The sequence below is a fragment of the Mesorhizobium sp. BR-1-1-10 genome, assembly GCF_020165595.1.
Lineage (GTDB): Bacteria > Pseudomonadota > Alphaproteobacteria > Rhizobiales > Rhizobiaceae > Mesorhizobium > Mesorhizobium australicum.
On record NZ_JAIUIL010000005.1, the window covers coordinates 483,020 to 508,123 of the forward strand.

Annotated in this window: 29 protein-coding genes; 13 read left to right on the top strand and 16 right to left on the bottom strand. The window is 63.6% G+C overall.

Annotated elements, in window-relative coordinates; all coding sequences use genetic code 11:
* Positions 1 to 28: 28 nt before the first annotated feature.
* The 6 genes from iolG to LB555_RS13870 form a co-directional block, all read right to left on the bottom strand.
* Positions 29 to 1,024, bottom strand: a complete 996-nt coding sequence (gene iolG / locus LB555_RS13845) for an inositol 2-dehydrogenase (RefSeq protein ID WP_015314567.1) — start codon at positions 1,022 to 1,024, stop codon at positions 29 to 31.
* A gap of 115 nt (positions 1,025 to 1,139) precedes the next feature.
* Entirely contained in the window at positions 1,140 to 1,907 is a 768-nt protein-coding gene (locus tag LB555_RS13850) for an ATP-binding cassette domain-containing protein (RefSeq protein ID WP_023772158.1), read from the bottom strand.
* A 2-nt stretch (positions 1,908 to 1,909) separates the two neighbouring features.
* The gene (locus LB555_RS13855) at positions 1,910 to 2,986 is read right to left on the bottom strand and encodes an ABC transporter permease (protein ID WP_224642953.1); all 1,077 of its coding nucleotides are present in this window, start codon (positions 2,984 to 2,986) and stop codon (positions 1,910 to 1,912) included.
* A gap of 108 nt (positions 2,987 to 3,094) precedes the next feature.
* Positions 3,095 to 4,036 carry a sugar ABC transporter substrate-binding protein gene (locus tag LB555_RS13860; RefSeq protein ID WP_015314570.1) on the bottom strand — a complete coding sequence of 314 codons (942 nt, stop codon included), beginning with the start codon at positions 4,034 to 4,036 and terminating at the stop codon, positions 3,095 to 3,097.
* Between the two features lie 334 nt (positions 4,037 to 4,370).
* Positions 4,371 to 5,048, bottom strand: a complete 678-nt coding sequence (locus LB555_RS13865; protein WP_224622821.1) for a hypothetical protein — start codon at positions 5,046 to 5,048, stop codon at positions 4,371 to 4,373.
* 191 nt (positions 5,049 to 5,239) lie between these two features.
* Positions 5,240 to 6,271, bottom strand: coding sequence for a LacI family DNA-binding transcriptional regulator (locus LB555_RS13870; protein ID WP_140711836.1), 1,032 nt, complete (start codon positions 6,269 to 6,271; stop codon positions 5,240 to 5,242).
* Positions 6,272 to 6,405: 134 nt separating this feature from the next.
* Here LB555_RS13870 and LB555_RS13875 point away from each other — a divergent pair, with 134 nt between their 5' ends.
* From LB555_RS13875 to LB555_RS13885, 3 genes are read left to right on the top strand one after another with little or no spacing between them, the layout of a single operon-like run.
* Complete coding sequence (locus LB555_RS13875) at positions 6,406 to 7,497, top strand: fatty acid desaturase family protein (RefSeq protein ID WP_224683081.1); 1,092 nt, start codon at positions 6,406 to 6,408, stop codon at positions 7,495 to 7,497.
* Between the two features lie 27 nt (positions 7,498 to 7,524).
* Entirely contained in the window at positions 7,525 to 7,839 is a 315-nt protein-coding gene (locus LB555_RS13880) for a MocE family 2Fe-2S type ferredoxin (RefSeq protein ID WP_015314574.1), read from the top strand.
* 5 nt (positions 7,840 to 7,844) lie between these two features.
* Positions 7,845 to 9,074, top strand: a complete 1,230-nt coding sequence (locus LB555_RS13885) for an NAD(P)/FAD-dependent oxidoreductase (protein WP_140620602.1) — start codon at positions 7,845 to 7,847, stop codon at positions 9,072 to 9,074.
* 232 nt (positions 9,075 to 9,306) lie between these two features.
* Here LB555_RS13885 and LB555_RS13890 read toward each other — a convergent pair whose 3' ends face one another.
* From LB555_RS13890 to hslV, 5 genes are all read right to left on the bottom strand, one after another.
* Entirely contained in the window at positions 9,307 to 10,266 is a 960-nt protein-coding gene (locus LB555_RS13890; RefSeq protein ID WP_140660217.1) for a DUF1402 family protein, read from the bottom strand.
* Positions 10,267 to 10,436: 170 nt separating this feature from the next.
* Positions 10,437 to 11,747 (bottom strand): ATP-dependent protease ATPase subunit HslU, encoded by a 1,311-nt coding sequence (gene hslU, locus LB555_RS13895; RefSeq protein ID WP_015314577.1) that lies wholly within the window; start codon positions 11,745 to 11,747, stop codon positions 10,437 to 10,439.
* A 4-nt stretch (positions 11,748 to 11,751) separates the two neighbouring features.
* Entirely contained in the window at positions 11,752 to 12,351 is a 600-nt protein-coding gene (locus tag LB555_RS13900) for a DUF2585 domain-containing protein (protein ID WP_140719332.1), read from the bottom strand.
* A gap of 8 nt (positions 12,352 to 12,359) precedes the next feature.
* Positions 12,360 to 12,875: a GNAT family N-acetyltransferase gene (locus LB555_RS13905; protein ID WP_140660219.1), complete on the bottom strand. Its 516-nt coding sequence runs from the start codon at positions 12,873 to 12,875 to the stop codon at positions 12,360 to 12,362.
* 47 nt (positions 12,876 to 12,922) lie between these two features.
* Positions 12,923 to 13,474, bottom strand: a complete 552-nt coding sequence (gene hslV, locus LB555_RS13910) for an ATP-dependent protease subunit HslV (protein ID WP_015314580.1) — start codon at positions 13,472 to 13,474, stop codon at positions 12,923 to 12,925.
* Positions 13,475 to 13,706: 232 nt separating this feature from the next.
* Here hslV and hisB point away from each other — a divergent pair, with 232 nt between their 5' ends.
* From hisB to coaA, 9 genes are read left to right on the top strand one after another with little or no spacing between them, the layout of a single operon-like run.
* The gene (gene hisB / locus LB555_RS13915; protein WP_140660220.1) at positions 13,707 to 14,306 is read left to right on the top strand and encodes an imidazoleglycerol-phosphate dehydratase HisB; all 600 of its coding nucleotides are present in this window, start codon (positions 13,707 to 13,709) and stop codon (positions 14,304 to 14,306) included.
* Between the two features lie 4 nt (positions 14,307 to 14,310).
* On the top strand, positions 14,311 to 14,787 hold the full coding sequence (locus LB555_RS13920; RefSeq protein ID WP_224683082.1) for a DUF2628 domain-containing protein: 477 nt from the start codon (positions 14,311 to 14,313) through the stop codon (positions 14,785 to 14,787).
* A gap of 1 nt (position 14,788) precedes the next feature.
* Positions 14,789 to 15,439: an imidazole glycerol phosphate synthase subunit HisH gene (gene hisH, locus LB555_RS13925; protein ID WP_015314583.1), complete on the top strand. Its 651-nt coding sequence runs from the start codon at positions 14,789 to 14,791 to the stop codon at positions 15,437 to 15,439.
* Between the two features lie 3 nt (positions 15,440 to 15,442).
* Positions 15,443 to 15,733, top strand: coding sequence for a DUF1330 domain-containing protein (locus LB555_RS13930; RefSeq protein WP_015314584.1), 291 nt, complete (start codon positions 15,443 to 15,445; stop codon positions 15,731 to 15,733).
* Positions 15,734 to 16,483, top strand: a complete 750-nt coding sequence (gene hisA / locus LB555_RS13935) for a 1-(5-phosphoribosyl)-5-[(5-phosphoribosylamino)methylideneamino]imidazole-4-carboxamide isomerase (protein ID WP_015314585.1) — start codon at positions 15,734 to 15,736, stop codon at positions 16,481 to 16,483.
* Positions 16,480 to 17,316, top strand: a complete 837-nt coding sequence (locus LB555_RS13940; protein ID WP_224683083.1) for an arginase family protein — start codon at positions 16,480 to 16,482, stop codon at positions 17,314 to 17,316. The genes hisA and LB555_RS13940 overlap by 4 nt, the downstream gene beginning before the upstream one ends.
* Positions 17,313 to 18,107: an imidazole glycerol phosphate synthase subunit HisF gene (hisF, locus tag LB555_RS13945; protein ID WP_224683104.1), complete on the top strand. Its 795-nt coding sequence runs from the start codon at positions 17,313 to 17,315 to the stop codon at positions 18,105 to 18,107. The genes LB555_RS13940 and hisF overlap by 4 nt, the downstream gene beginning before the upstream one ends.
* A gap of 60 nt (positions 18,108 to 18,167) precedes the next feature.
* Positions 18,168 to 18,491, top strand: a complete 324-nt coding sequence (locus LB555_RS13950; RefSeq protein WP_224683084.1) for a phosphoribosyl-ATP diphosphatase — start codon at positions 18,168 to 18,170, stop codon at positions 18,489 to 18,491.
* A 24-nt stretch (positions 18,492 to 18,515) separates the two neighbouring features.
* Entirely contained in the window at positions 18,516 to 19,475 is a 960-nt protein-coding gene (coaA, locus tag LB555_RS13955) for a type I pantothenate kinase (RefSeq protein WP_140660227.1), read from the top strand.
* Positions 19,476 to 19,531: 56 nt separating this feature from the next.
* Here coaA and LB555_RS13960 read toward each other — a convergent pair whose 3' ends face one another.
* The 5 genes from LB555_RS13960 to LB555_RS13980 all read right to left on the bottom strand — a co-directional run bounded on the left by LB555_RS13960 (position 19,532) and on the right by LB555_RS13980 (position 24,458).
* A complete protein-coding gene (locus LB555_RS13960; RefSeq protein WP_015314590.1) occupies positions 19,532 to 21,079 on the bottom strand; it encodes a DegQ family serine endoprotease in 1,548 nt (515 codons plus the stop codon).
* A 186-nt stretch (positions 21,080 to 21,265) separates the two neighbouring features.
* Entirely contained in the window at positions 21,266 to 21,985 is a 720-nt protein-coding gene (locus LB555_RS13965) for an MBL fold metallo-hydrolase (RefSeq protein WP_140620608.1), read from the bottom strand.
* Positions 21,986 to 22,036: 51 nt separating this feature from the next.
* Positions 22,037 to 23,203: a diphosphate--fructose-6-phosphate 1-phosphotransferase gene (locus LB555_RS13970; RefSeq protein WP_015314592.1), complete on the bottom strand. Its 1,167-nt coding sequence runs from the start codon at positions 23,201 to 23,203 to the stop codon at positions 22,037 to 22,039.
* Positions 23,204 to 23,356: 153 nt separating this feature from the next.
* On the bottom strand, positions 23,357 to 24,124 hold the full coding sequence (locus tag LB555_RS13975) for a L,D-transpeptidase (protein WP_140620583.1): 768 nt from the start codon (positions 24,122 to 24,124) through the stop codon (positions 23,357 to 23,359).
* Between the two features lie 64 nt (positions 24,125 to 24,188).
* Positions 24,189 to 24,458, bottom strand: coding sequence for a hypothetical protein (locus LB555_RS13980; RefSeq protein ID WP_140660229.1), 270 nt, complete (start codon positions 24,456 to 24,458; stop codon positions 24,189 to 24,191).
* Between LB555_RS13980 and LB555_RS13985 the strand changes: the two genes are divergently transcribed.
* A complete protein-coding gene (locus LB555_RS13985; RefSeq protein ID WP_140770348.1) occupies positions 24,457 to 25,080 on the top strand; it encodes a LysE family translocator in 624 nt (207 codons plus the stop codon). The genes LB555_RS13980 and LB555_RS13985 overlap by 2 nt on opposite strands.
* The last annotated feature ends 24 nt before the right edge of the window (positions 25,081 to 25,104 follow it).

The window sequence follows — 25,104 nt, forward strand, 5'->3', positions numbered from 1 at the left end:
CTCTGCTCCTGTGCGTTGGGTCCGGTTCTTACTTGTCGAGACGAATGGTCTTGCCCGTGGTCGCCGACTTCAGCGCCGCATCGGCCAGCTTCAGCGCCACGAGGCCATCAGCGCCGCTCGGCGCCGCCTTCTTGCCTGATGTCGCCGCCGCGATGAAGGCGGCGATCTCGAGGGCATAAGCGTCGAGGTAGCGGGTCATGAAGAAGTCGTGCAGCGGCGGGCGCGTATAGCCCTTCTCGTTGGCGAGCTCGATCGACACCGGCCGCTGGTTCTCGGCCGCCACCATGCCCTTCGAGCCGTGCACCTCGATGCGCTGGTCGTAGCCATAGGTGGCGCGGCGCGAATTGGAGATGACTGCCTGCTTGCCCGAAGCCGTTTCGAGGATGACGCTGACCGAGTCGAAATCGCCGGCTTCGCCGATTTTCTTGTCGACCAGCACCGAGGCGTGCGCGCTGACCGCGACAGGCTCCTCGCCGAGCAGAAAGCGCGCCATGTCGAAATCATGGATGGTCATGTCGCGGAAAATGCCGCCCGAGCGCTTGATGTAGTCGATGGGTGGCGCGCCGGGATCGCGCGAGGTGATGGTGACCATCTCGACGGTGCCGATGGCTCCGTCGTCGATCGCCTTGCGCACGGCGGCGAAATGCGGGTCGAAACGCCTGTTGAAGCCGACCATCAGGGTCGCCTTGGCCTTGTCGACAACGGCCAGGCACTGCTCGACCCGCTTGACGTCGAGGTCGATCGGCTTCTCGCAGAAGATCGCCTTGCCGGCCTTGGCGAAGCGCTCGATCAAATCGGCATGGGTGTCGGTCGGCGTGCAGATGACGACCGCGTCGATGTCCTTGGACTTCTCGATTTCGTCGATGCTGCGCACCTCGGCGCCATAGGCAACAGCCAATTCGCTCGCCGCCTTCTCGAAGGCATCGGCCACGGCGACCAGTTTTGCCTGGGGGTTGGAACCCACGGCGCGGGCGTGGACCTTGCCGATGCGGCCGGCACCAAGGAGGGCGAAGCGAACAGTCATGGGTATTTTCCTCTGGGGATGGTTCGAAGCGGGGCGCCGGTCATGGGCGCTGAATGATTTTCCGGTCAAGACAAATCGACGGGAAGGCGATGACCATCGCCTCCGAGCCCGGCCCTTAGGCCGCGAGTTCCGCCTCGCCGGTCTTGGCGCCGGTGATATAGGATACGATGTCCTGCCCGTCGGTATTTTCCTTGCGCAGATTGGCGACGATGCGGCCGCGCCGGAACACCACGATGCGGTCGCAAAGGTCGAACACCTGGCGCATGTTGTGGCTGATCAGGATCAGCGGCTCGCCATTGTCCTTCAGCGTGCGGATGATGTTTTCGACCTGCGCCGTCTCCTGCACGCCGAGGGCCGCCGTGGGCTCGTCCATGATGATCAGCTTGGAGGCAAAGGTCGCCGTCCTGGCGATCGCCACGCACTGCCGCTGGCCGCCCGACATATGGCGGATGGTGTTGGAGAGGTTGGGGATCTTGACCGCGGTGCGGACCAGCGCCGCCTCGGTTGCCTTGCGCATGTATTTGCGGTCGAGGATCGAGAACGGTCCGAGATTGAACAGCACTTTTTCGCGGCCGAGGAACAGGTTCGACGGCACGTCGAGGTCGTCGGCCAGCGCCAGGTTCTGGAACACCGTCTCGATGCCTGCCTCGCGGGCCTCGATCGGTCCGGCGAAATTCACTTCCTTGCCATCGAACCAGACCTGGCCGCTGGTCCGCTGCTCGACGGCGGTGATCTGGCGCACGAAGGTCGACTTGCCGGCGCCGTTGTCACCCATGATGGCGACATGCTCGCCCTTGCGCAGCTCGAAATTGGCGCCTTCGAGCGCATGCACGCCGCCATAGCGCTTGGTCAGGTTCTCGGTCTTCAGGACGATGTCTGACACGATCAAGCCCTCAATGCCCGCATGCGTTGACGCCACTGGTCGAGAACGACCGCGCCGACGATGATCACGCCCTTCACCATCTCCTGATAGTAGGCGTCGAGGCGCAGGAAGGTGAAGCCGGAGATGATGACGCCGAAGATCAGCGCGCCGATCACCGTGCCGATGATGGAGCCGCGGCCGCCCGACAGCGAGACCCCGCCGATGACCGCCATGGCGATGGCATCGAGTTCGTACATGACGCCCATGCCGGCCTGGGCGGTGAGGTTCTTGGAGGAGAGCACGACGGCGGCGAGTGCTGCAAGAATGCCGGCGATGACATAGACGAGGATCTTGTGGTTGGCGATCTTGATGCCAGACATGCGCGCTGCGTCCTCATTGGAGCCGATCGCGTAGCAGTGCTTGCCATATCTGGTGTAGGTCATGATCAGCTGGAACAGCACGGCCAGCGACAGGAAGATGATGACGGGCATCAAGCCCTTGCCGATACCAGCGAAACTGTCCGTCGGGAACGAGATCGGCTGGCCCTTGGACCACCATTTGGCGATGCCCCGCGCGGTCACCATCATGCCGAGCGTGGCGATGAAGGGCGGGATGCGCGTGTAGGCGATCAGCGAGCCGTTGACGAGGCCGGCGAGCAGGCCGCAGCCGATCGCCACCAGCACCGGGACGATCACGGGCAGGTCGGTCCAGCCTTGGGCCAGAAACATCGCCTTGGGGTTGGGATTGCCGTTGACGGTCGCGACCTGGGCAAAGCTCATGGCGATCATGGCCGTCGCGCCGACGATCGAGCCGGAGGACAGGTCGATGCCACCCGTAATGATCACCTGCGTGACGCCGATGGCGATGATGCCGACGATCGACACCTGCAGAATGATGATCTGCAGGCGCGCCTCGTTGAAGAGGCCGGAGACGTCGCTGCGGGTGTTGAACAGGAAGCTGTCGCCGAGAAAGACCCGGCCGATCAGTTCGAAGATGACGACGAGGATGACGAGCGCCAGGAAGACGTTGAATTCGGCCGGCCATGTGCGCTTCCTGGCGTCATAGCTGACCCCGCCGACGCCGTGAGATGTCTGTGCCAATTCTTCTATCCTCCGTCAGCCGCGGTCGTTCCCCGAGCACCTTCGGGCCCCGAGGGAAGCGGAGCGGCGCTGTCGCTGCGCGAGAGCGCCGCTCCGTATGTCCGCGGCTCAGTTCTTCTTCAGGAACTTGTCGATGTTGGCCGGCGTGACCAGCTGGAACGGGACATAGACCTTGTGCTCGACCTTCTCGCCCTTGGCGAGCTTCAGCGCGGCATCCAGCGCCCCCGCGCCCTGGCCGGCGGCGTCCTGGAAGACGGTGGCATCAAGGTCGCCCGCCTGCATGGCGGCAAGCGCGTCCTGGGTGGCGTCGACGCCGCCGACGACAACCGACTTCATGTCGATGTTGGCGGCCTTCATCGCCTGGATGGCGCCGATGGCGCTTTCGTCATTGTTGGCAATGACGCCGTCGAACTTCTTGCCGGTCGACAGCCAGTTGGTCATCAGGTTCTGCGCCTGGTCGCGATCCCAGTTCGAGGTCTGCTTGTCGATGATCTTGATGAAGCTGCAGTCCGGTGTGGCGATGACATCGTCGATGTCCTTGGTGCGCTGCACGGCGGCCTGGTTGGAAAGCTCGCCCATGATCACATAGACATTGGCTTCCTTCTTGCCGGCTTCCTTGAACAGGCGGCAGACTTCCTTGGTTTCGAGCGTGCCGGAATCGGCCTCGTTCGAGGCGACGAAGGCCTGGTTGTCTGGCAGCGTGTCGACATTGACCGGCTGGCGGTTGACATAGACCAGCGGGATCTTGGCCGCGGCCGCCGCATCCGACATCGCCTGCGTGGCCGAGGTGTCGACCGGGTTGACGATGATGGCGTCGACGCCCGAAGCGGCGAAGTTCTTGATCTGGTCGAGTTGCTTGGCGACGTCGTTCTGCGCGTCCTCGACCTGCAACTCGACGCCGCTCATGCCCTTGGCCTGCTCGATCATGCCGTTGCGCAGCACGGTGAGGAAATTGTCGTCGAACTTGGCCATCGACACGCCGATCTTGGCGGCCATGGCCGATGAACTCATCAGCGCCGCGAAGGCGACGCCCAAAAGCAGTTTCTTCATTGTATTTCTCCTCCACTTTTGGTGTCCGGTTGCACCGATCTCTCCGGAATCCCCGTTCTGCCTGGGGAATCTCTCCCGATTACCGTCTCTCTCCCCGGGTTGCGCCTGCCGTTTGCTGGAACGCCAAGGCCTCTTGATGAAACAGATGTTCCGGAACGAAAGAACCAAAATACGTGACTGGTGAAATATTTATTCCATTTGCTCGGGAGGCGTCAAGGGAGATTCCAGAACCGGATGTGCGATTTTGGCGGACACGGGAATGCGGTGCGGAGCCGACGGCGTCTGCGCGCCGGGTCCATTCCTTGGATGCCGTCGGCGGGCGATGGCATGGCGTTCAGAAATGCCAGATGTCTCTCTGCAACAAGAGGTCGAGCGGCGCTCTCCAGACCCTGCACGACGCCGCCTGCTTCACCTGCCGTTCGACACTGAGCTTGCCGTTGAGATCGAAGAAAGCTCCAATTCGCCTTCGGGCATGGAGCTTCTTTCCCCTGGTACTGTAGTTGCGGATCGGCAGCCAGTGGCGGCTGATCGTTCGCCCATCCTGGGATAGCGCGACGCCGGTACAGAATTGTTCCGGGGTGTGCAAATGCACGATTTCACTGACTTTCTCGCTGGCCGCGTATGCTCGCTCCAGCGCCGGAATGTTGTGATGATGAACGCCAAGGACGCCGCTCGCCCACATCGTTTCATCTCCGATCAGGATGCGGCCTCCAATGGAGAGCCCCTCGCCTTCGAGCGAGCGATAGGGAGCCTTTGGGCGCCCTTCGCACCGCCACATTATCGAGGACAAGGCTGAAATTCGGTTGAAACAGCGCGATATGTCGCCGGTCGGATACATGTCCGCATCCATGAAGAACAGGCGCTCGCAACGTTGAAGCAGATCGATGATGCCGGCGGCCTTGATGCCAAATCTGTATCGATTGCCGAAGGACATCTCGGTCTGTCTCTGGGCCGTGAGCTCGATGGCTTCGATGGGATAGCCGTCGAAAATGGAGGGTCGGTCGGTCAGCACCGTGATCCTGGCACCCGGGCAATAGTGAAGCAAGCGAAGCGCGCTGAAGAGCGCGCCACGCGCATAGAGCTCGTCGCTCCCAAAAGCGATGTACCCAAACCCATCCCCGTCCATTGGGTATGTATATATTAGCGATCGGTAATGCGTCAATTTGGATGCAGGTCGGGCGCTATGCTTTAGGCCAAAGCTCGCTAGATGTTCTCGGGCAGGTAGATGTCGAACGGCAGGAAGGTCTGGCCGGGTGCGTTGGCCGCGCCCGTCTCGATGGCATGGGCCATGAGGCCGAGCAGTTCGCGGCACAAGGCAGCCAGCGGCGTGGAGATCACCATGGTCAGCACCCCGTCCGCCAGGGCGGACCGCGAGACCGCCGATATCTCGTTGCAGACGACCGCCGGCATCTCGGCGGGCCTGGCCTGCCGCAGCGCCGCGACCGCGCCTTCCATGCCGCCGCCCGCGACGTAGCAGCCGACGAGGTCCGGGTGGCGGCCGAGCAGGTCGAGCAGCGTGTCCTGCGTGATCTGGTTGGCCTCGAGATTGACCAGCGTTTCCAGCAAGGTGAAGTCCGGCGCCTGCTCGCGGAAGAAGGAGCGGAAGCCGATCTCGCGCAGTTCATGGCCGTGGAAGCGGTGGCTGCCGACGAAGAGCGCAACCTTGCCCGGCCGCTTCGCCGCCTTGGAGATCATCCAGGCCGCGGTGCGGCCGACCTTGCGGTTGTCAAGGCCGACATAGCCCTCGCGAATGCCGGCCGCGAAGTCGGACAGCAGGGAAAAGACCGGCAATCCCTTGGCCTTCATCTCCTCGACGGTGACCGTCAGCGCCGGGTGATCGGGCCCGACCAGGGCGACCGCCCTGCATTTAGCCGCCAGCTTGCGCGTGCGCTCGACGATTTCATCCGGCGTCAGCGAACTGGCGAAGTCGATGATGGCGACGCCGCGGAAGCGCTGCGATTGCGACAGCGCGAGTTCGAGCTGCCGCGCGAACTCCGTGTAGAAGACGTCGTTGCCTCTCAAAAGCAGGAAGCCCAGCCGGTATTCCGGCAGCTCGTGGCGCATCCTCTGCTTGATCAGGCCGGCGGCATGATAGCCGATCTCGGTCGCGGTCTCGTAGACGCGGCGCGCCGTTTCCTCGCGTACCGGCAAGCGATTGTTGAGCACGCGGTCCACCGTGGCGACACTGACGCCGGAGACGCGCGCCAGATCAGTGATGGTCGGCCGTTTCGCCATGATCGCCCTCGCTCGATTGCCTGATATCGATACCTTACTTTGATAGGAAATGATAGAAACTATCTTTGTGATGTTGAGTCTATCATGGCGCGGCGTTATTCTGGGTATCGAGCCCGTTGCCTTGGGAGGCAATCATGACCGCAGCGCCGTCACGGCGTGACTACAGCCTGATCGGCCGCGACGCCCGGCTTGCCGTCGAGAACGGCCTGTCGGCCGCCGAGTGGTATCACACCGATATTCCCCGCAAGCAGATGAAGGAGCTGATGCAGCGCTCCGATGGCCCGGCGATCCGCGACACCGCGATCTGGCTGACCGCCCTCATCGTCAGCGGCGCCGGCGGTGCCTGGTTCTGGGGCAGCTGGTGGTGCGTGCCGTTCTTCTTCGTCTATGGCGTGCTCTACGGCTCGTCGACCGATTCACGCTGGCACGAATGCGGCCATGGAACCGCGTTTCGCACGCAGTGGATGAATGACGCGGTCTATCAGATCGCCTGCTTCATGATCATGCGCAACCCGGTGACCTGGCGCTGGAGCCACACGCGCCATCACACCGACACCATCATCGTCGGCCGCGATCCCGAGATCTCGGTGATGCGGCCGCCGGACCTGGCGCGCCTCTTCCTCGGTTTTGTCGGCGTGCTCGACGCCTGGCACGCGATGTCGGACATGCTGCGCAACGCCGCAGGCAACATCAGCGCTGCGGAAAAAACCTTCATTCCCGAACAGGAGCAGCCCAAGGCGATCCATATTGCCCGCATCTGGACGGCGATCTATGCAGCGACTATCGCGCTGGCACTCTATACCGGGTCGTTCCTGCCTTTGATGCTGGTCGGCCTGCCCCGGCTCTACGGCGCCTGGCATCATGTGATGGTCGGCCTGCTGCAGCATGGCGGCCTTGCCGACAACGTCACCGATCATCGGCTGAACAGCCGTACCGTCTACATGAACCCGATCAGCCGCTTCATCTACTGGAACATGAATTACCATATCGAGCATCACATGTTCCCGATGGTGCCCTACCATGCGCTGCCCAGGCTGCACGCGCTGATCAAGCACGATTTGCCGGCGCCGACGCCCTCGATCCTGGCCGGTTACCGCGAGATGATCCCGGCCTTCCGCCGCCAGCTGCGCAACGAGGATTATTTCCTCAAGCGCGAGCTGCCGCCGACCGCCAGGCCGTACCGCGAGGAATTCCACAACGACATCGTCGCCGCGGCGGCGGAATGACATCCGACAACTCCAGGGGAGGACTGAATGAGCGATTGGGTCGAGGCCTGTGCCGCCGGTGACATCGACGAAGAAGATGTGATGCGCTTCGATCATGGCGGGCGTACCTTCGCCATCTATCGCAGCCCTGACGACGATTATTTCGCCACCGACGGACTTTGCACGCATGAGAAGGTGCATCTCGCCGACGGGCTGGTGATGGACGACATCATCGAATGCCCCAAGCACAATGGCCGCTTCAACTACAAGACGGGCGCGGCCAGGGGCGCGCCGGTCTGCGTCAACCTAAGGACCTATCCGGTCAAGGTCGACGCCGGCAAAGTGCTGGTTCAGATCGGGTAAAGGGCATGACGCCGGGAATGGTGATCATCGGGGCCGGCGAATGCGGCGGACGGGCAGCACTGACGCTGCGCGATCTCGGCTATGACGGGCCGGTGACGCTGGTCGGCGACGAGCCGCATCTGCCCTATGAGAGGCCACCTCTGTCCAAGGAGGCGATGGCCAGCGACGCGCCTGCAATCAAGGCGATTGCCAGCGACGAAATCCTGGCGGGAAAAGCGATCCGGCATATCCATTCCGTTCAGGCGATCGCGATCGATCGCGCGGCGCACACGGTGCGCCTGTCCGACGGCTCGGTGCTGCCCTACGACAAGCTGCTGCTGGCCACTGGCTCGACCCCACGCAAGCTGCCGATGCCTGGCCTTGGCGGGCGCTGCGTCTATCTCAGGACCTTCGCCGATGCGCTGGCCATCCGCGCTCATCTCAGCGCCGGCAATCGCATCGCCGTCATCGGCGGCGGCTTCATCGGCCTCGAGCTTGCCGCGGCGGCGCGCAAGCTCGGCGCAGATGTCACCGTCATCGAGGCGCAGTCGCGCATCCTGATGCGCGGCGTTCCGGCCGAGATCGCCGAAATCACCCATGACGCGCATGTCGCCGAGGGTGTCGACGTGATCTGTGGGGAAGGCATCTCCGCCGTCGCCGACGACGGCAAGGAGGTGCGGGTGACGCTCGCCGGCGGCCGGGAGATCATTGCCGACCTCGCCGTGATCGGCATCGGCGCCGTGCCGGTGACCGGACTGGCGGCGGGGGCCGGCCTGGCCATCGAAAACGGCATCGCGGTCGACGCAGAACTGCGCAGCAGCGATCCCGACATCTTCGCCGCCGGCGACTGCTGCTCGTTCCCGCTTGCCATCTATGGCGGCCGCCGCGTGCGGCTGGAAGCCTGGCGCAACGCGCAGGAACAGGGCGCACTGGCGGCCAGGAACATGCTGGGCGCCGGCGAGCCGCATGCCGCGGTGCCGTGGTTCTGGTCGGATCAGTATGGCCTGTCCCTGCAGATCGCGGGATTATCCGACGAAGGCCGTAGCACCGTGCGCCGCGATCTCGGTGACGGCGCCTTCATCCTCTTTCATCTGGCCGAGGACGGCAGGCTGGTGGCGGCCAGCGGCATCGGCCCGGGCAATGCGGTGGCGCGCGACATCAGGCTGGCCGAGATGCTGATCGCGAAGCGGGCAAAACCGTCGGCGGACGCGCTGGGATCGCCTGAAGTCAAGCTGAAGGCGTTGCTGGCGGCATAGGGGTCGTGCACCTTGTGGATGTCGGCGCCGCCCCTCATCTGCCTGCCGGCATCTTCTCCCCGTAGAACGGGGAGAAGGGGGCTATGGCAACCTCGCCGCAATTCATGCACCGATTGGCGAAATCATTGATGACAGCGTCTTTCTCCCCGTCACTACACGGGGAGAAATGTCCGGCAGGACAATGAGGGGCGGCGCGGCTTTGGCAAATCAACGTCAGCGCGCCGGGTCCGCCCTAAAACAGCGCCTTCAGCTCCGGCAATTTGTCGTTGACCAGCCAGCCGTAATAATTCTCTTCCGGCAGCTTCTCCGGCTCGCCGGTGGCGCGGCGTTTTTCGTTTTCCGCCTTCAGCGCATAGGCGCGCTGTTCCGGATTGCCGACATTGTAGAGCGTGGCGGTCAGGCCCGGATTGCCCGAAATGTCGAAGCCGGCGATGCTCTTATAGGCGTCGATCGACTTCCTGATCGTCGCGGCGACGTAAGGGAGCGTCAGGTCCGGATCCATGATGGTCTTGTAGACCGAATTGGGATCGGAGACGTCGAGCTTCGGCAAGCCCGACACCTTGTGCACGAGATCGCTCATCTGCAGGGCGGTCAGCGGGTTGAGCTGGCCGAGGCCGAAGGTCTGGCCGGCATAATAGGGCTGGAAGAAGGTGGCGCCGAACCGGTTGTCGGGGAAATCCTCGCCGCCGACGGTCTTGCCGCGAAACGAGCGGTTCCAAACCTGTTCACGGCATTCCCACAGATCGTAGCTGTCCGAAATCGCGGCGCACTTCCTGAATTCCGGCCGCTGCACGAAATCGGTAATGTCCTCGCCATCATAGGCGAAGGAGAGCTTGCTCGAGAGGTAGGAGATCGCCTTGACATAATAGGTCTGCAGCCGGTCATAGGCGTCGACATTGTAGGTGTGCTCGCCAACGATGGCGCCGACGATGTGCATCGGGTCGATGCCATAGGCGCTTGCCGCCTTCTTGATCTTGCCGCGCAGGTCGGGGTCGTTCTGCAACAGCGCGTAGACCTTGCGATACTTCGCCTGGAAGCTGGTGTTGGTCGCCTGGGTGCGGCGGCTGGAGGCGCCGGGAATGTCGGGCTGCTCGGCATTGCGGTTTCCCGGCGGCACCAATGTCGCCGCGTCGGCGGCGAACAGCGTCGCCGCCAGCGTCAAGCCGAGAATGACCAGGATGAGTTTTTTCATGCGCCGCCGCCTAGAGAATTGCCGCGCAAACTAGGTAAAGCACCTGGTCGAGTCGAGAGCGCCTCTTCATCCGGCGAGACGAAAGGTGGCCAGATGGTACCATCTGGCCACACATGGCTCCTGCCGGAGTTGTTACTCGATGCCGCGCCGGACCGCTCCGGCGTCTTCGTTCAGAGGATGAACCGCGACAGATCGGTGTTTCTGGAGAGGTCTCCGACATGCTTCTGCACATAGGCGGCGTCGATGGTGACGGCCGTGCCGTTGCGGTCGGGCGCATCGTAGGAGATCTCGTCCAGCACCCGCTCCATCACCGTCTGCAGCCGCCGCGCGCCGATATTCTCGATGCTGGCATTGAGGTCGACGGCGACGCCGGCCAGCGAATCGATGGCGTCGTCGGTGAAGGTCAGCTCGACGCCCTCGGTTTTCATCAGCGCGATATACTGCTTGATCAGGCTCGCCTCGGTCTCGGTCAGGATGCGGACGAAATCGTCCTTCTCCAGCGCACGCAGTTCGACGCGGATTGGCAGGCGGCCCTGCAATTCCGGCAACAGGTCCGACGGTTTCGAGACGTGAAACGCGCCCGAGGCGATGAACAGGATATGGTCCGTCTTCAACGGCCCGTATTTGGTCGCCACCGTGGTGCCCTCGACCAGCGGCAGCAGGTCGCGCTGCACGCCTTCGCGCGACGGGCCGCCCGAAATGTCCGACCTGGCGGCAATCTTGTCGATCTCGTCGAGGAAGACGATGCCGTCATTTTCCGCTGCGTCCAGAGCCCGGCGCACCACCTCGTCCTGGTCGAGCAACTTGTCGGACTCGTCGCTGACCAGCAGGTCGTAGGATTCCTTCACCGTCGTCTTGCGCAGCTTGGTCTTCTTGCCGCCCATTGCCTTCGACAGCATGTCGTTGATGTTGAGCACGCCGATATTGGCGCCCGGCATGCCGGGAATTTCGAAGCCGGGCATGCCGCCATTGCCGGTGTCGGCCACCTCGATTTCGATTTCCTTGTCGTCGAGTTCGCCGTCGCGCAGCTTCTTGCGGAAACTATCGCGCGTCGCCGGGCTCGCCGTCTTGCCGACCAGCGCTTCCAGCACGCGTTCCTCGGCGTTGACATGGGCGCGTGCCTTCACGTCCTCGCGCATCTTTTCGCGCACCAGCCCGATGGCGATTTCGACCAGGTCACGGATGATCTGCTCGACGTCGCGGCCGACATAGCCGACTTCGGTGAACTTGGTCGCCTCGACCTTGACGAACGGCGCGCCGGCCAGCCGCGCCAGGCGGCGCGAGATCTCGGTCTTGCCGACGCCGGTCGGGCCGATCATCAGGATGTTCTTCGGCATCACCTCTTCGCGCATCTGGCCTTCGAGCTGCTGGCGGCGCCAGCGGTTGCGCAAGGCAATGGCCACGGCGCGCTTGGCGTCCTTCTGGCCGATGATGAAGCGGTCGAGTTCCGAAACGATTTCGCGGGGAGAAAATGTGCTCATATCACTAAATTCCACTTTGCCACTGCTTGATGGCCTCGAACGGATGCAGCAGCATGATCACGTTGAGTGTAAGATTGTCCCGGATAAGGTAGCCGGTACCCAGTTCGAAGAGGATGGCGAGGCTAACGATCACCCATATAGGTAGCCTTCGCGCCATCACAAATCCCAGCACCATGGCCAGTGTGTCGGACACCGAATTGATGATCGAGTCGCCGTAATAATCGAGCGAAATGGTGCCGGCGCGGTAGCGCTCGATGATGAACGGGCTGTTTTCGAGGATTTCCCAGCCGCCCTCGACGAGGACGGCGAATGCCAGCCGCAAGCCGATCGGCGAGCGCGGGAACAGGAACCGGGCCAGCGCATAGAACAGGAAGCCGTGGATGATGTGCGAGAAGGTGTACCAGTCCGAAATGTGCTGGGAATTCTCCGAACTGTTCACCACGCCATGCCACAGCTTGACGTAGCCGCAGGTGCAGATCGGCGGATGGCCCATCAGATAGAGCGTGAGAGCCTGGGCGACGAGCAGGCCGGCGACGATCAGCAACCCCATCCGCCAGCTGTCCTCGTAGGCCGAAAGGCCCTTGTCCTCGCTGGATATGACCATGCCCTGGATTACCCCTCTTGCGCGTCTTCGGCATCGATCGCCATCAGCACGACGTCGCCATAGATTGACTGCCTGCGATCAATGGCCCGGAAACCCGCCTTTTCATAGGCGCGGATGGCCCTGAGATTGGCGGGGTCGGGATCGATGATGACACGCGGCACGCCTTCCTCGAACAGGTCTTCGACGAACTGACGCACGATGGCCGAGCCATGGCCGATGCCGATCAGTTCCGGCCGGCCGATCGAGACATCGATGCCCAGCGTGCCGAACGGCTGATCGGCATAGGGATGGCCGTCTTCCATGTGCGGGTCATAGCTCTGCAGATAGGCGATCGGCTTTCCGTCGAGCTCAACGATCAGCGGCTCGACGGAAATCGAGTCTATGTGATCGGCAATCTCCGCGATTTCCGTCTCAGGATCATCCCACCATTCTGCAACATGCGGCTCGGCGAGCCAGCCGGCGATCATCGGCAGGTCCTTTTTGGTCACCGGCCGAAAATCGTAGCTACTTTCTTGTTTGACCATGATCTTTTCCGAAAACCGGTTCCCACCTTGCGGGGTCATGGTCTGGTTCAGGCGGCATCGAGCGTTTCGACGACGAAATTGTTGTTGGTGTAGACGCAGATATCGGACGCGATCTGCATCGCCCTGCGGGCGATCTCCTCGGCATCCTTGTCCGTATCCATCAGCGCGCGCGCCGCGGCCAGCGCATAATTGCCGCCCGAACCGATGGCCATGACGCCATGTTCTGGTTCCAGCACATCGCCATTGCCGGTCAGCGCCAGCGAGACCGACTTGTCGGCGACCAGCATCATCGCCTCCAGCCGGCGCAGATAGCGGTCGGTGCGCCAGTCCTTGGCGAGCTCGACGCAGGCGCGCGTCAGTTGGTCGGGATATTGTTCGAGCTTGGCTTCGAGGCGTTCCAGCAGCGTGAAGGCGTCGGCGGTGGCGCCCGCGAAACCGGCAATCACATTGCCGCCCTTGCCGATGCGGCGCACCTTGCGGGCATTGCCCTTCATGATGGTCTGGCCCAGGCTGACCTGGCCGTCGCCGGCGATCACCACCTTGTTGCCCTTGCGCACCGTCACGATGGTCGTGGCGTGCATGGTCAATTCATTGGACATTTCTTGGCTCCGATTCGCACCATCCCTTCAAAAGGCGATTTGGCGCGGTACGAGTGACTTGATCGGCCATATGTATGCACGGGGCCAATGATTGCAAACCGCTCGATAGCGGCCGGGATCGCAACTGGCAATCGCCGGATCATGCTGCTAGAAGGCTCTCGTTTTCAAGCCAGCGAGCGCTTGAGGCCCGTGAACCGGTCACGATCTGAACCACTGGCACAAGGATAGAGTGATGGCGCCTCGTTCCGCCGATGCAAGCCGCAAGACTGGGGAAACCGACATCTCGGTGTCGATCCATGTCGACGGCTTTGGCAAATCGGACATCGCCACCGGCGTCGGCTTCTTCGACCATATGCTGGACCAGCTTTCCCGCCATTCCCTGATCGACATGACCGTCAGAGCAACGGGCGACCTGCATATAGACGACCACCACACGGTCGAGGACACCGGCATCGCGCTCGGGCAGGCCTTGACCAAGGCGTTGGGCGAGCGGCGCGGCATCATGCGCTACGCCTCGATCGACCTTGCCATGGACGAGACGCTGACGCGCGCGGCGATCGACGTGTCGGGCCGCCCCTTCCTGGTCTGGAACGTGTCGTTCTCGTCGCCCAAGATCGGCACCTTCGACACCGAACTGGTGCGCGAATTCTTCCAGGCGCTGGCGCAGAACGCCGGCATCACGCTGCATGTCACCAACCATTATGGCGCCAACAACCATCATATCGCCGAGACCTGCTTCAAGGCGGTGGCGCGCGCGCTGCGCGCCGCGCTCGAGCGCGATCCGCGCCAGCCTGACGCGGTTCCCTCCACCAAGGGTTCTTTGAAGGGATAGCCTCATGACCGCCTATGTCGTGATGGAGCCACCTGGCCGCAGCGAGAACGTCGACACGACGACCTTAGTCCGCGACGGCTTCACCTGGCTCGGCCTGCTTGTGCCGCCGCTGTGGCTTGCCTGGCACCGGATGTGGGTCGAAGCGGCGCTCGCCTTTGTCGTCATGGGCGTGCTGTCGATGCTTGGCGAGAGACTTGGGCTCGGTGTGGCCGGCTCGCTTTTGTCGCTGCTCGTCTCGCTCTATGTCGGACTGGAAGGACAGGGCTTGCGCATCGCGGCACTGCGCCGCCGCGGTTGGCATGAGTGGGGCGTCGTCGAGGCCGGCTGGCTCGCCGACGCCGACATGCGCTATGCCCTTGAGGTCGAAGGGCTTTCGGATAAAGCGGCACCCGCGCCGCGCATCGTCCCAGATGCCGCTTTGGCGCGCCCGGCACAGCCAGGCATGGCGCTGGGGCTGACCCACATTCCGGGACGGCGCTGAGATGCGGGTTGCGATCATCGATTACGGTTCGGGCAATCTGCGCTCGGCCACCAAGGCCTTCGAGCGCGCCGCGCGCGAGGCCGGCATCGCGGCCGAGATCGACCTGACGGCCGATGCCGACCGGGTGCGCACCGCGGACCGCATCGTCCTGCCCGGCGTCGGCGCTTACGCCGATTGCGCGGCCGGCCTGCGTGCCGTGGACGGCATGTGGGAGGCGGTCGAGGACGTCGCCATCGCCAAGGGCCGGCCTTTCCTGGGAATTTGCGTCGGCATGCAGCTGATGTCCGAGCGCGGCCTCGAAAAGACCGTCACCAACGGGTTCGGCTGGATATCGGGCGACGTCAAGGAGATCACGCCTTCCGATCCGGCGCTGAAGATCCCGCAGATCGGCTGGAACACGATCGAATTGAGGCATAAGCACCCATTGTTCTCCGGCATTCCGACCGGCGCGGCGGGACTGCATGCCTATTTCGTCCACTCCTACCATCTCGACGCAAAAAAACCGGACGAGATCCTCGCGGTCGCCGACTATGGGGGCCCGGTGACGGCCACGGTCGCCCGTGACAATCTCGCTGGCACGCAGTTCCATCCTGAGAAGAGCCAGGCGCTGGGCCTGGCGCTGATCACCAATTTCCTGCGCTGGAGGCCCTGAACCATGAGCAAGAAGGGCTACTGGATGGTAATGCTGACGGTGACAGATCCGGAAGGGTATCAGCGTTACCGCGACGCCATCGGCGACGCGGTTTCGTCTTTCGGAGGCCGCTATCTTGTGCGCGGCGGACAAGTGACCAATCCCGAAGGATCGGAATTTGACAGGCAGGTGGTGGTCGAGTTCGACTCTTATGAAACCGCGCTCAGCTGCTATCGATCGCCAGCCTACCAGACAGCGTTGCAGAACAGGCTGGCGGCTTCGACCGGACATTTCGCGATCGTCGAGGGTGCCTGAGTGATCCTGTTTCCAGCCATCGACCTCAAGGACGGCCAATGCGTGCGGCTGAAGCACGGCGATATGGCGACCGCGACGATCTACAATGACGACCCCGCCGCGCAGGCAAAAGCCTTTGAAGGGCAGGGCTTCGAGTGGCTGCATGTCGTCGACCTCAACGGCGCCTTCCAGGGCCAGAGCGTCAACAGCGCCGCGGTCGGGGCCATCCTGAAGGCGACCAAGAACCCGGTGCAGCTCGGCGGCGGCATTCGCACGCTGGAGCAGATCGAGGACTGGCTAGACCGTGGACTGGCCCGCGTCATCCTCGGCACGGTGGCGGTGCGCGATCCCGATCTGGTCAGGCAGGCCTGCAAGGCATTTCCGGGCAAGGTCGCCGTCGGCATCGATGCCAAGGGCGGCAAGGTGGCGGTCGAAGGCTGGGCGGAAGCCTCGAGCCTCGGCGTCATCGAACTGGCGAGGAAATTCGAAGGCGCCGGCGTCGCCGCCATCATCTATACCGACATCGACCGCGACGGCGTGCTGACCGGCATCAACTGGGACGCCACCATCGACCTCGCCGACGCGGTGTCGATCCCGGTCATCGCCTCGGGCGGGTTGGCTTCGATCGCCGACATCGTGCGCATGACCATGCCCGATGCGAAAAAACTCGAAGGCGCGATCTCGGGCCGTGCCCTCTATGACGGCCGCATCGATCCCACAGAGGCGCTGGCCATCCTGCGGGGCCGGCCGGCGATGGAGACGCGGTCGTGAAGGTTTCGCTCATCCTGGCCCCCTATGACAGCGGCCACTATCATGGCGGCATGGGCCAGGGACCGGACGCGCTGATATCGGGCGGGCTCGTCGATGCCCTGACCCTTGCCGGCCACGACGTCACGGTCGAGGATATCGGCAGGGTCGGCGACGGCCAGGAGCGCGAGATCGCCACGGGTTTTGCCGTCTGCAACGCCGTCTCGGGCGAGGTCCGCATGGCCCGCGACAGGGGGCGGTTTCCCATCGTGCTGGCCGGAAACTGCCTGACGTCAGCCGGCGCGGTCGCCGGCGAAGGCGCCGACGCGATCATCTGGGCAGACCAGCATGGCGACCTCAACACGCCCGAGACCTCCGTCTACGGCTTTCTCGACGGCATGGCGCTGTCGACGGTGCTCGGCCTGTGCTGGCGTCCGATGGCGGCCGCCATTCCCGGCTTCAGGCCGATCGATCCCGCGCGCTGCGTGCTCCTCAACGCCCGCGATCTCGATCCGGCGGAGGAAAACCTTCTCGAAACATTGCCTGTCATCCGGACGGAATGTCCAGGCGTGGCGCAAGCGACGGAAAAACTGAAGGCCGCCGGCGCCAACAGCGTGCACATGCATCTCGATCTCGACGTGCACGACCCCAAGGCGCTGCAGGCCAACCGCTACGTCACATCGGGCGGACCGAACCCGGAGCAGCTGCGCGACGCGGCCTGCGCCATGGCGCTTGCGGTGCCGGTCGTCGGCATCACCGTTTCCGCTTACGATCCGGCCTTCGATGCGCAGGCCGATGTGCCGCCGCTGGTCGGCCAGCTGCTCAACGATCTGCTTGCCACGATAGAGGGCCGCTGATGCTGAAGGCCCGCGTCATCCCTTGCCTCGACGTCAAGGACGGCCGTGTCGTCAAGGGCGTCAATTTCGTCGACCTCATCGACGCCGGCGATCCCGTGGAGGCCGCCAAGGCCTATGATGCCGCCGGCGCCGACGAACTCTGCTTTCTCGACATCACCGCCTCGTCGGACAATCGCGAGACCATCTTCGACGTCATCGCCCGCACCGCGGAACAATGCTTCATGCCGCTGACCGTCGGCGGCGGCGTGCGCCAGGTGGCCGACATCCGAAAATTGCTGCTGGCCGGGGCCGACAAGGTCTCGATCAACACGGCGGCGGTGAAGAACCCGGATTTCGTCGCCGAAGCCGCCGACAAGTTCGGCAACCAATGCGTCGTCGTCGCCATCGACGCCAAGAAAATCTCCGGCCCCGGCGAGGCCGACCGCTGGGAGATCTTCACCCATGGCGGGCGCGAGAAGACCGGCATCGACGCCGTGGAATTCGCGCGGAAAATGGTCGATCTCGGCGCCGGCGAGATCCTGTTGACCTCGATGGACCGCGACGGCACCAAGGCCGGCTACGACATCGCGCTGACCCGCGCGGTGTCGGACGCGGTGCGCGCGCCGGTCATCGCTTCGGGTGGCGTCGGCACGCTCGACCACATGGTCGAAGGCATTCGCGACGGCCATGCGGGTGCTGTGCTGGCGGCGTCCATCTTCCATTTCGGCACCTACACCATCGCCGAAGCCAAGGCGCATATGGCCAAGGCCGGCCTGCCGATGCGGCTGGACTCGCTGGGCAACAGGTCCTAGAGCATGCTCCCGAAGCCGGCTTTCGGGAAAAACCCGGTTTAAACAAGAAGATAGATCGACATGGCCGAGTTTTCGCTCTCCTACCTGGAAAAAATCGTCAGCGACCGCGCCCATTCCGGCGATCCGGATTCGTGGACGGCCAAGCTTTACGCCCGGGGCATCGACAAGGCGGCGCAGAAACTCGGCGAGGAGGCGGTCGAGACCGTGATCGCCGCCGTCAAGGGCGACAAACAGGGCCTCGTTTCCGAAAGCGCCGATCTTATATATCATTGGCTTGTCGTTCTCGGCATCTCGGGTGTCCCGTTGAACGACGTGCTCAAGGAGCTCGAAGCCCGTACCGGGCGTTCGGGCATCGCCGAGAAGGCGTCGCGGCCCAAGGGCTGATCGGGAGGAAGGGCAGGTATCTCGATGGATCAGCTCGCGCCAACCGAGAAATATTCTCCGTTTCGCTTCTTCTCGGCCGAGCAATGGTCGCGGTTCCGCGCCGATACGCCGCTGACGCTGAGCGAGGACGAGTTCCGCCGCCTGCGTTCGCTCAACGACCCGGTCGACCTCGAAGAGGTCAAGCGCATCTATCTGTCCTTGTCGCGGCTTTTGTCGGCGCATGTCGAGGCGAGCCAGCTTCTGTTCCGGCAGCGCCAGGCTTTCTTCAACGCCGCCGACGTGGCCAAAACGCCTTTCATCATCGGCATTGCCGGTTCTGTCGCGGTCGGCAAATCGACCACGGCGCGCGTGCTGAAGGAATTGCTAGCGCGGTGGCCCTCAAGCCCGAAGGTCGACCTCATCACCACGGACGGTTTTCTGCTGCCCAACGAGGTGCTGCGCCGCGAAAACCTGATGGAGCGCAAGGGTTTCCCCGACAGCTACGATGTCGGCGCGCTGCTGCGTTTCCTCTCAGGCATCAAGTCGGCGTTGCCCGATGTCCGCGCGCCGGTCTATTCGCACCTTACCTATGACGTCATCCCCGGCGAGTTCGTCACCATCGACCGGCCCGACATCCTGATCTTCGAAGGCATCAACGTGCTGCAGCCGGGCAAGCTGCCGCAGGACGGCAAGATCGTGCCCTTCCTGTCGGACTTCTTCGACTTCGCCATCTATATCGACGCCGACGAGAAGCTGATCCACAATTGGTATATTTCCCGCTTCATGCGGCTGCGCGAAACCGCCTTCCGCGATCCGGACTCCTTCTTCCACCGCTATTCGCAGCTGTCGGAGGATGCGGCCAAGGCGATCGCCGAGGGCCTGTGGACCAACATCAACCTGAAGAACCTGCGCGAAAACATCCTGCCGACGCGTGCCCGCGCCGACTTGATCCTGCGCAAGGGCGCCGACCACCTGATCGAGGAAGTGGCGCTGCGCAAGTTGTAGCCGGTAGACTGGGGGTGGCGGGCGCTCCACAAGCCCGCCACGCCGCTGTTTATGTGTCAGCCATTGGCGAACGGCACGGCGACATAGATCTGGGTGTCGCCACGCTCCACCAGAAGCAGCACCGATTTGCGTCCGGATTTGCCGGCTTGGGCAATCGCTTGGGTCACCTGCCTGGCGCTCTTCACCGGAGCCTGGTTGACGGCGACGATGACATCGCCCGGCTGGATGCCGGCAGTCGCTGCCGGCTTGTCGGGATTGACGCTCGCAACCACCGCGCCGTGCTCGTTCTCGGGCAGGTTCATCTGCTGGCGGATGTCCGGCGTGATATCCATCAAGCCAAGGCCGACGGCCGGCACGCGGGAACCCTGTTCGGTGCCCGGCGCGCTGGAGTCATCCGTAGACGCCGTTTTCACATCGTCGCTGTTGCGTCCGACCTCCACCGAGATCTGCATGGCCTTGCCCTTGCGCCAGACATCCAGTCTCTCCTTGGCACCCGGCGCGACGTCGGCGACGGCTCGTGACAGGTCCTTGGGATCCTTGACGTCCTGCCCGGCGAAGCCGGTGATGACGTCGCCGGTCTCGACGCCGGCCTTGGCCGCGGGCGAGCCGTCATTGACCTGCGAGACCAAGGCACCGCTGGGACGGTCCAGCCCGATGGCGCTTGCCACATCCGGGGTGACGGGCTGGATCTCGACGCCGAGATAGCCGTATTCGATGTTGCCGCCCTTCATCAGCTTGGCGACCACCTTCTCGGCCTGGTCCGACGGAATGGCGAAACCGACACCGACGCTGCCGCCATTGGGCGAATAGATCGCCGTGTTGATGCCGACGACATTCCCATTGACGTCCACCAGCGGGCCGCCGGAATTGCCGTGATTGATCGGCGCGTCGATCTGGATGAAATCGTCGAAGGGCCCGCTATGCAGGTCGCGGCCACGCGCCGAGACGATACCGGCTGTTACCGTGGTGCCGATGCCGAACGGATTGCCGATCGCCAGCACCTGGTCGCCTGTCATGAGCTTGTCGGAGTCGCCCCACTTCACGGTTGGCAACGACTTGCCGGCGTTGATCTTCAGCACGGCGAGGTCGTTCTTGGCATCGTGACCGACCAGCTTGGCCGGGAGCTCCGTGCCGTCGTCGAGCGTGACCTTTATCGAGGAAGCGCCGTCGACGACATGGTTGTTGGTGACGATGGTGCCGTCGGCACCGACGATGAAGCCCGAACCGAGCGCTTCGGCCCGCGGCAACCGCTGTTGCGGAGGCGTCTTGGGAGCGGGCATGCCCTGATCGCCGAAGAACTGGCGGAAATAATCGTCGAAGGGCGAGGCGCCATCGAAGGGCGACGCTTCGTTCATTGCTTCCGGCTGTCCTTTCATGACCGTGGTCACGGTCACGACGGCCGGCTTGGTCGTGGCCACGATCGGCGCCAACGAACCGCTCGGGGCCGTGGTCCCGGCAACGGGGGTCTGCGTCGTTGCAACCGTGTTGCCCGTGCCGACGCCGTTCGCGCTGTCGGCGAATGAGACGACAAAGGGAGAAACCAGCAGCGCGGCGCCCAGCAGGGCGGCGATGCGATGCCTACGAAGAATGCTCAGGTTTGACATGGTCGTTCTGTCCGGGCGAGGGGTTGATCCGCGCCGCGGGTCTTCCTGGGAGAAGTGCCCGTCAGCGTGCCGACGGCCCGGGTTGCCTGCCTCGCCACGCATGGCAGCCGGCCGGATCGACAACAACTATCTAGGGCGCCGATCCGCGCGATTTAGGGTTTTAGCCCGACCTTACGAAGATTTAATTCAGAGTGCGCTTACGGATCGCAGATAGGCCGACGCGATTTCGCGCATGCGCCCGCCGTCGAAGCTCGGGCCGTGGCCGCCATGGCCGATCCTGATCGGCAGGTCGAGCAGCCGGCGCATCGTGTTGCGATAGGCCTCCCGGTCGGAATCCGGCAAATCGTCGATCAGCGTGTCGTCATAGATGGCGTCGCCGCTGAAAAACAGGCCGTCGGTCTCATCGAAAAGCGCGATCGAATCCGGCGAATGTCCGGGGAGATGCAGCACCCGAAACCGGCGGTCGCCTAGATCGACCACGTCGCCTTCGTCGAGCATACGCGTCAACGGTGCCGGCGCTATCGCATAGTCGGCCGACTTCCAGCCAGGCGCCGGCAATTTCGAAACGGCCCCCTCGAGATCGTGGAACATGTAGGCGTAAGTCGCGGCCTCATCCATGCTCTCGAATTGCGCTGCGCTCATCCTTGGCCCGGCCCGCAGCGGAAATTCGTGCAGCGAGCCGACATGGTCGAGGTGGATATGGGTGGCGACGACCAGAAGCGGCTTGCCTTCGGCCGTCTTTATCTCCGGCGCCAGCGGACAGATGCCCATCCCGGTGTCGACCAGAAGGTCGGCGTCGCGGCCGGTGAAATGCCAGATATTGGCGCGCACATAGTCGTGCACGAACGGCTCGGTCAGCATCGTCGTCCTGCCGTCGACGATGCGCCTGGAGAACCAGTTATCCATCAGGATGAGCCTGGGCATCAAGTGTGAGCCGGGCATCAAGCGAACCCGGCATCAGACGAACGGCTTTCCGACCTTGTATTTTTCCGGCACCAGCCGCTTGAGATAGGCCATGCCGGCCTCGGACAGCTGGTTGGCGTCGGGCTTCATGAAATCGTCGGGCATGTGACGGGTCTTGCCGGCGACGTTCTTCAGCGGCACCTTCTTCAGCACTATCTTGCTGCCATCATATTGCAACGCCACCGAGCCGCCGCCCTGTTCGGCGACGCCGACGGCAAAGGCGCCGGCATCGAAGGCCTCCTGCGCATCGACCGGGCTGATGGAGCCGACATAGCCGCGCGGCATGTAGCCGAGTGCGTCGACGCGGGCACGCTTGCCCGGCAGCCCCTCGGCCAATGCCCGTTCGAGCGCCGCCGGCAGGTCGCTGCCCGAGAGTTTGACGTTGCCGTGCTGGTCGCGCTCGAGCTTGTCCGCCGGCACCAGGCTTTCGACCAGTGCCTTGCCGTCGGCGGTGCTGACGCCTTCCGACACGGCGACGATGCAGCGCTTGTGGCGGTCGAGGGTGGCGCGCACGTCGTCGATGAAACCGGCGGCGGAGAACGGCCGCTCCGGGACGTAGACCAGATGCGGGCCGCTGTCGGAATCGAGCTGCCAGGCCGCCGACGCCGCGGTCAGGAAGCCGGCATGGCGGCCCATGACGATGCCGACATAGATGCCAGGAAGCGCGCGAAAATCGAGATCGACGGACAGGAAGGCGCCAGCGACGAATTCGGCCGCGGACATGAAGCCCGGCGTATGGTCGTTTTCCTCGAGATCGTTGTCGATGGTCTTCGGCGCATGGACGAAAGCGATCTTGCCGCCGGCGGCATCGGTCAGGATCTGCTGCGTGCCCGAGGTGTCGTTGCCGCCGATATAGATGAAAGCGTCGGCGCCCGCCTTCTGCAGGCCCTTCAGGATGACCTCGCAATAGGCGGCATCCGGCTTGTCGCGCGTCGACCCGAGGGCAGCGCTCGGCGTCCCGGCGATCAGCCGCAGCCGGTCCTCGGGGATGGCGGAGAGGTCGACATAGTTGCCGTCACGGATGCCACGCACACCGTGCAAGGAGCCCAGCACCTTGGCACCGGGATGGCGCCTGCGGATCTCCAGCGCGGCGCCCACGACCGTCTGGTTGATGACGGCGGTCGGGCCGCCGCCCTGCGCGATGACGAAAGTTCCGGCCATGCTTGATGTCTCCCTGGAGCATGACGCCGAAAGAGACGGATTCGGATTTCAGATCGAACGGACCTGAAATCATCCGGCTCTAGGCGATGGTTTTCAGGTCACCTTGGCCTGTCTTGCCGCATCGCGCAACGGGAGAAACGGAGGGCTGGACGATCACATGACGACGACGGGGTTTTTCTTCGAAACCCGGCTGTAGAGGTCGATAATGTCCTGGTTGATCAGGCGCACGCAGCCCGACGACATCGCCTGGCCGATGCTCCACCATTCCGGCGAGCCATGGATGCGGTAGCCGGTGTCCTTGCCGTCCTGGTAGATGTAGAGCGCACGCGCCCCGAGCGGATTGGTCAGGCCGCCGGGCTGGCCGCCCTGCCACTTCACCAGTTCCGGCTTGCGCTGGATCATTTCGGGCGGCGGCGTCCAGGTCGGCCACTCCCTGCCGTACTGGATGTTGGCGCGGCCGGACCAGCGGAAACCGTCCTTGCCGATGCCGACGCCGTAGCGGATGGCGTCGCCACCCGGCTGGACCAGATAGAGCATGCGTTCCTTGAGATGCACGACGATGGTGCCGGGCGCCTCGCCGGTCGTATCGACGACGATCTGGCGGCGGAACTCCGGCTTGACCTTGAGATAGGGCACCTCGGGCACGTTGAAGCCGTTATCCGTCAAGGAGGCATACATGACGTCGGGGCTGGTGATGTTCTTGTCGACGCTGATCGAGGGCCGGATCGGCACCGAACCGGTGACCGTATCGTCGAGCTGCAGCGCCGGCAGATCGCCACCACCCGAGGTCGAGCAGCCGGCGACGCCGAGCAATGCCAAAGCGCCCGCCCCGGACAGGACGGCGCGGCGGGAAAGAAGAAGATCGGTTTCGACTGCGTCGCCGTTTCGTGGCGGCGTCGGACCTTGCGGCAACTCACGCATATACCCAAATCCTACGCTGTCGGCGGGAAGCACGGTCCGGCCGGATAGTGGGCATTTTCATCATTCATGGTTGATAAAGCGTGAATGCCTTGCGCTGCTTGCGTTTGCGCCTTGCCGAGGCGCCGCTCCGCCCTCCCGCGCGGTCGCCATTGAACATCTGCAAGACGTTGAAACCGTCATCAAGCTTTTTGCCGCTGGCGCAATTGACGTCGCGGTCCCGTAAGAGTCGTGCCGGTTGCCCGGCCGGAATACGCAAAAACAAGGATTCGGTCCCTTTACATTCTTCGGGAGCCAAGGATTTATCCTCTTCTTTGAGCTCAAAGGAGACGAGCATGTCCTTCGAAAACTGGGCCGCCTTCGCTGCCGCGTCGACCATCCTCCTCATCATCCCGGGCCCGACAATCCTTCTGGTCGTCTCCTATGCGCTGGGCCAGGGCTGGCGCACCGCTTTGCCGATGGCCGTCGGCGTGGCGCTCGGCGACTTCACCGCCATGACCTTGTCGATGCTGGGCATCGGCGCGCTGCTTGCCGCTTCGGCTGGTGTCTTCACCATCCTGAAACTGATCGGCGCCGGCTATCTGATTTATCTCGGCGTGAAACTGTTCCGCGCCGGCGGCGCGCTGAAGGCCGAACCACGCACCGACGCGGTGTCGTCGGCCAAGATGATGGCGCATGCCTGGCTGGTCACCGCGCTCAACCCGAAAAGCATCACCTTCTTCGTCGCCTTCCTGCCGCAGTTCCTCGACCGGCATGCCGACTTCTGGACGCAGATGCTGATCTTCGAGACGACCTTCCTGGCGCTCGCCTTCGCCAACGCCTTCGGTTACGCGCTGATCGCGGCACGCGCCCGCAACGTGGTCCGCAATCCCAAGGCGATCCGCATCTTCAACCGCACCGGCGGCACGCTCCTGGTCGGCGCCGGCATCGCCACGGTGGCGATGCGTTCCGGCAATTGATGTCCTGACGCGGGTGAGGCCCGG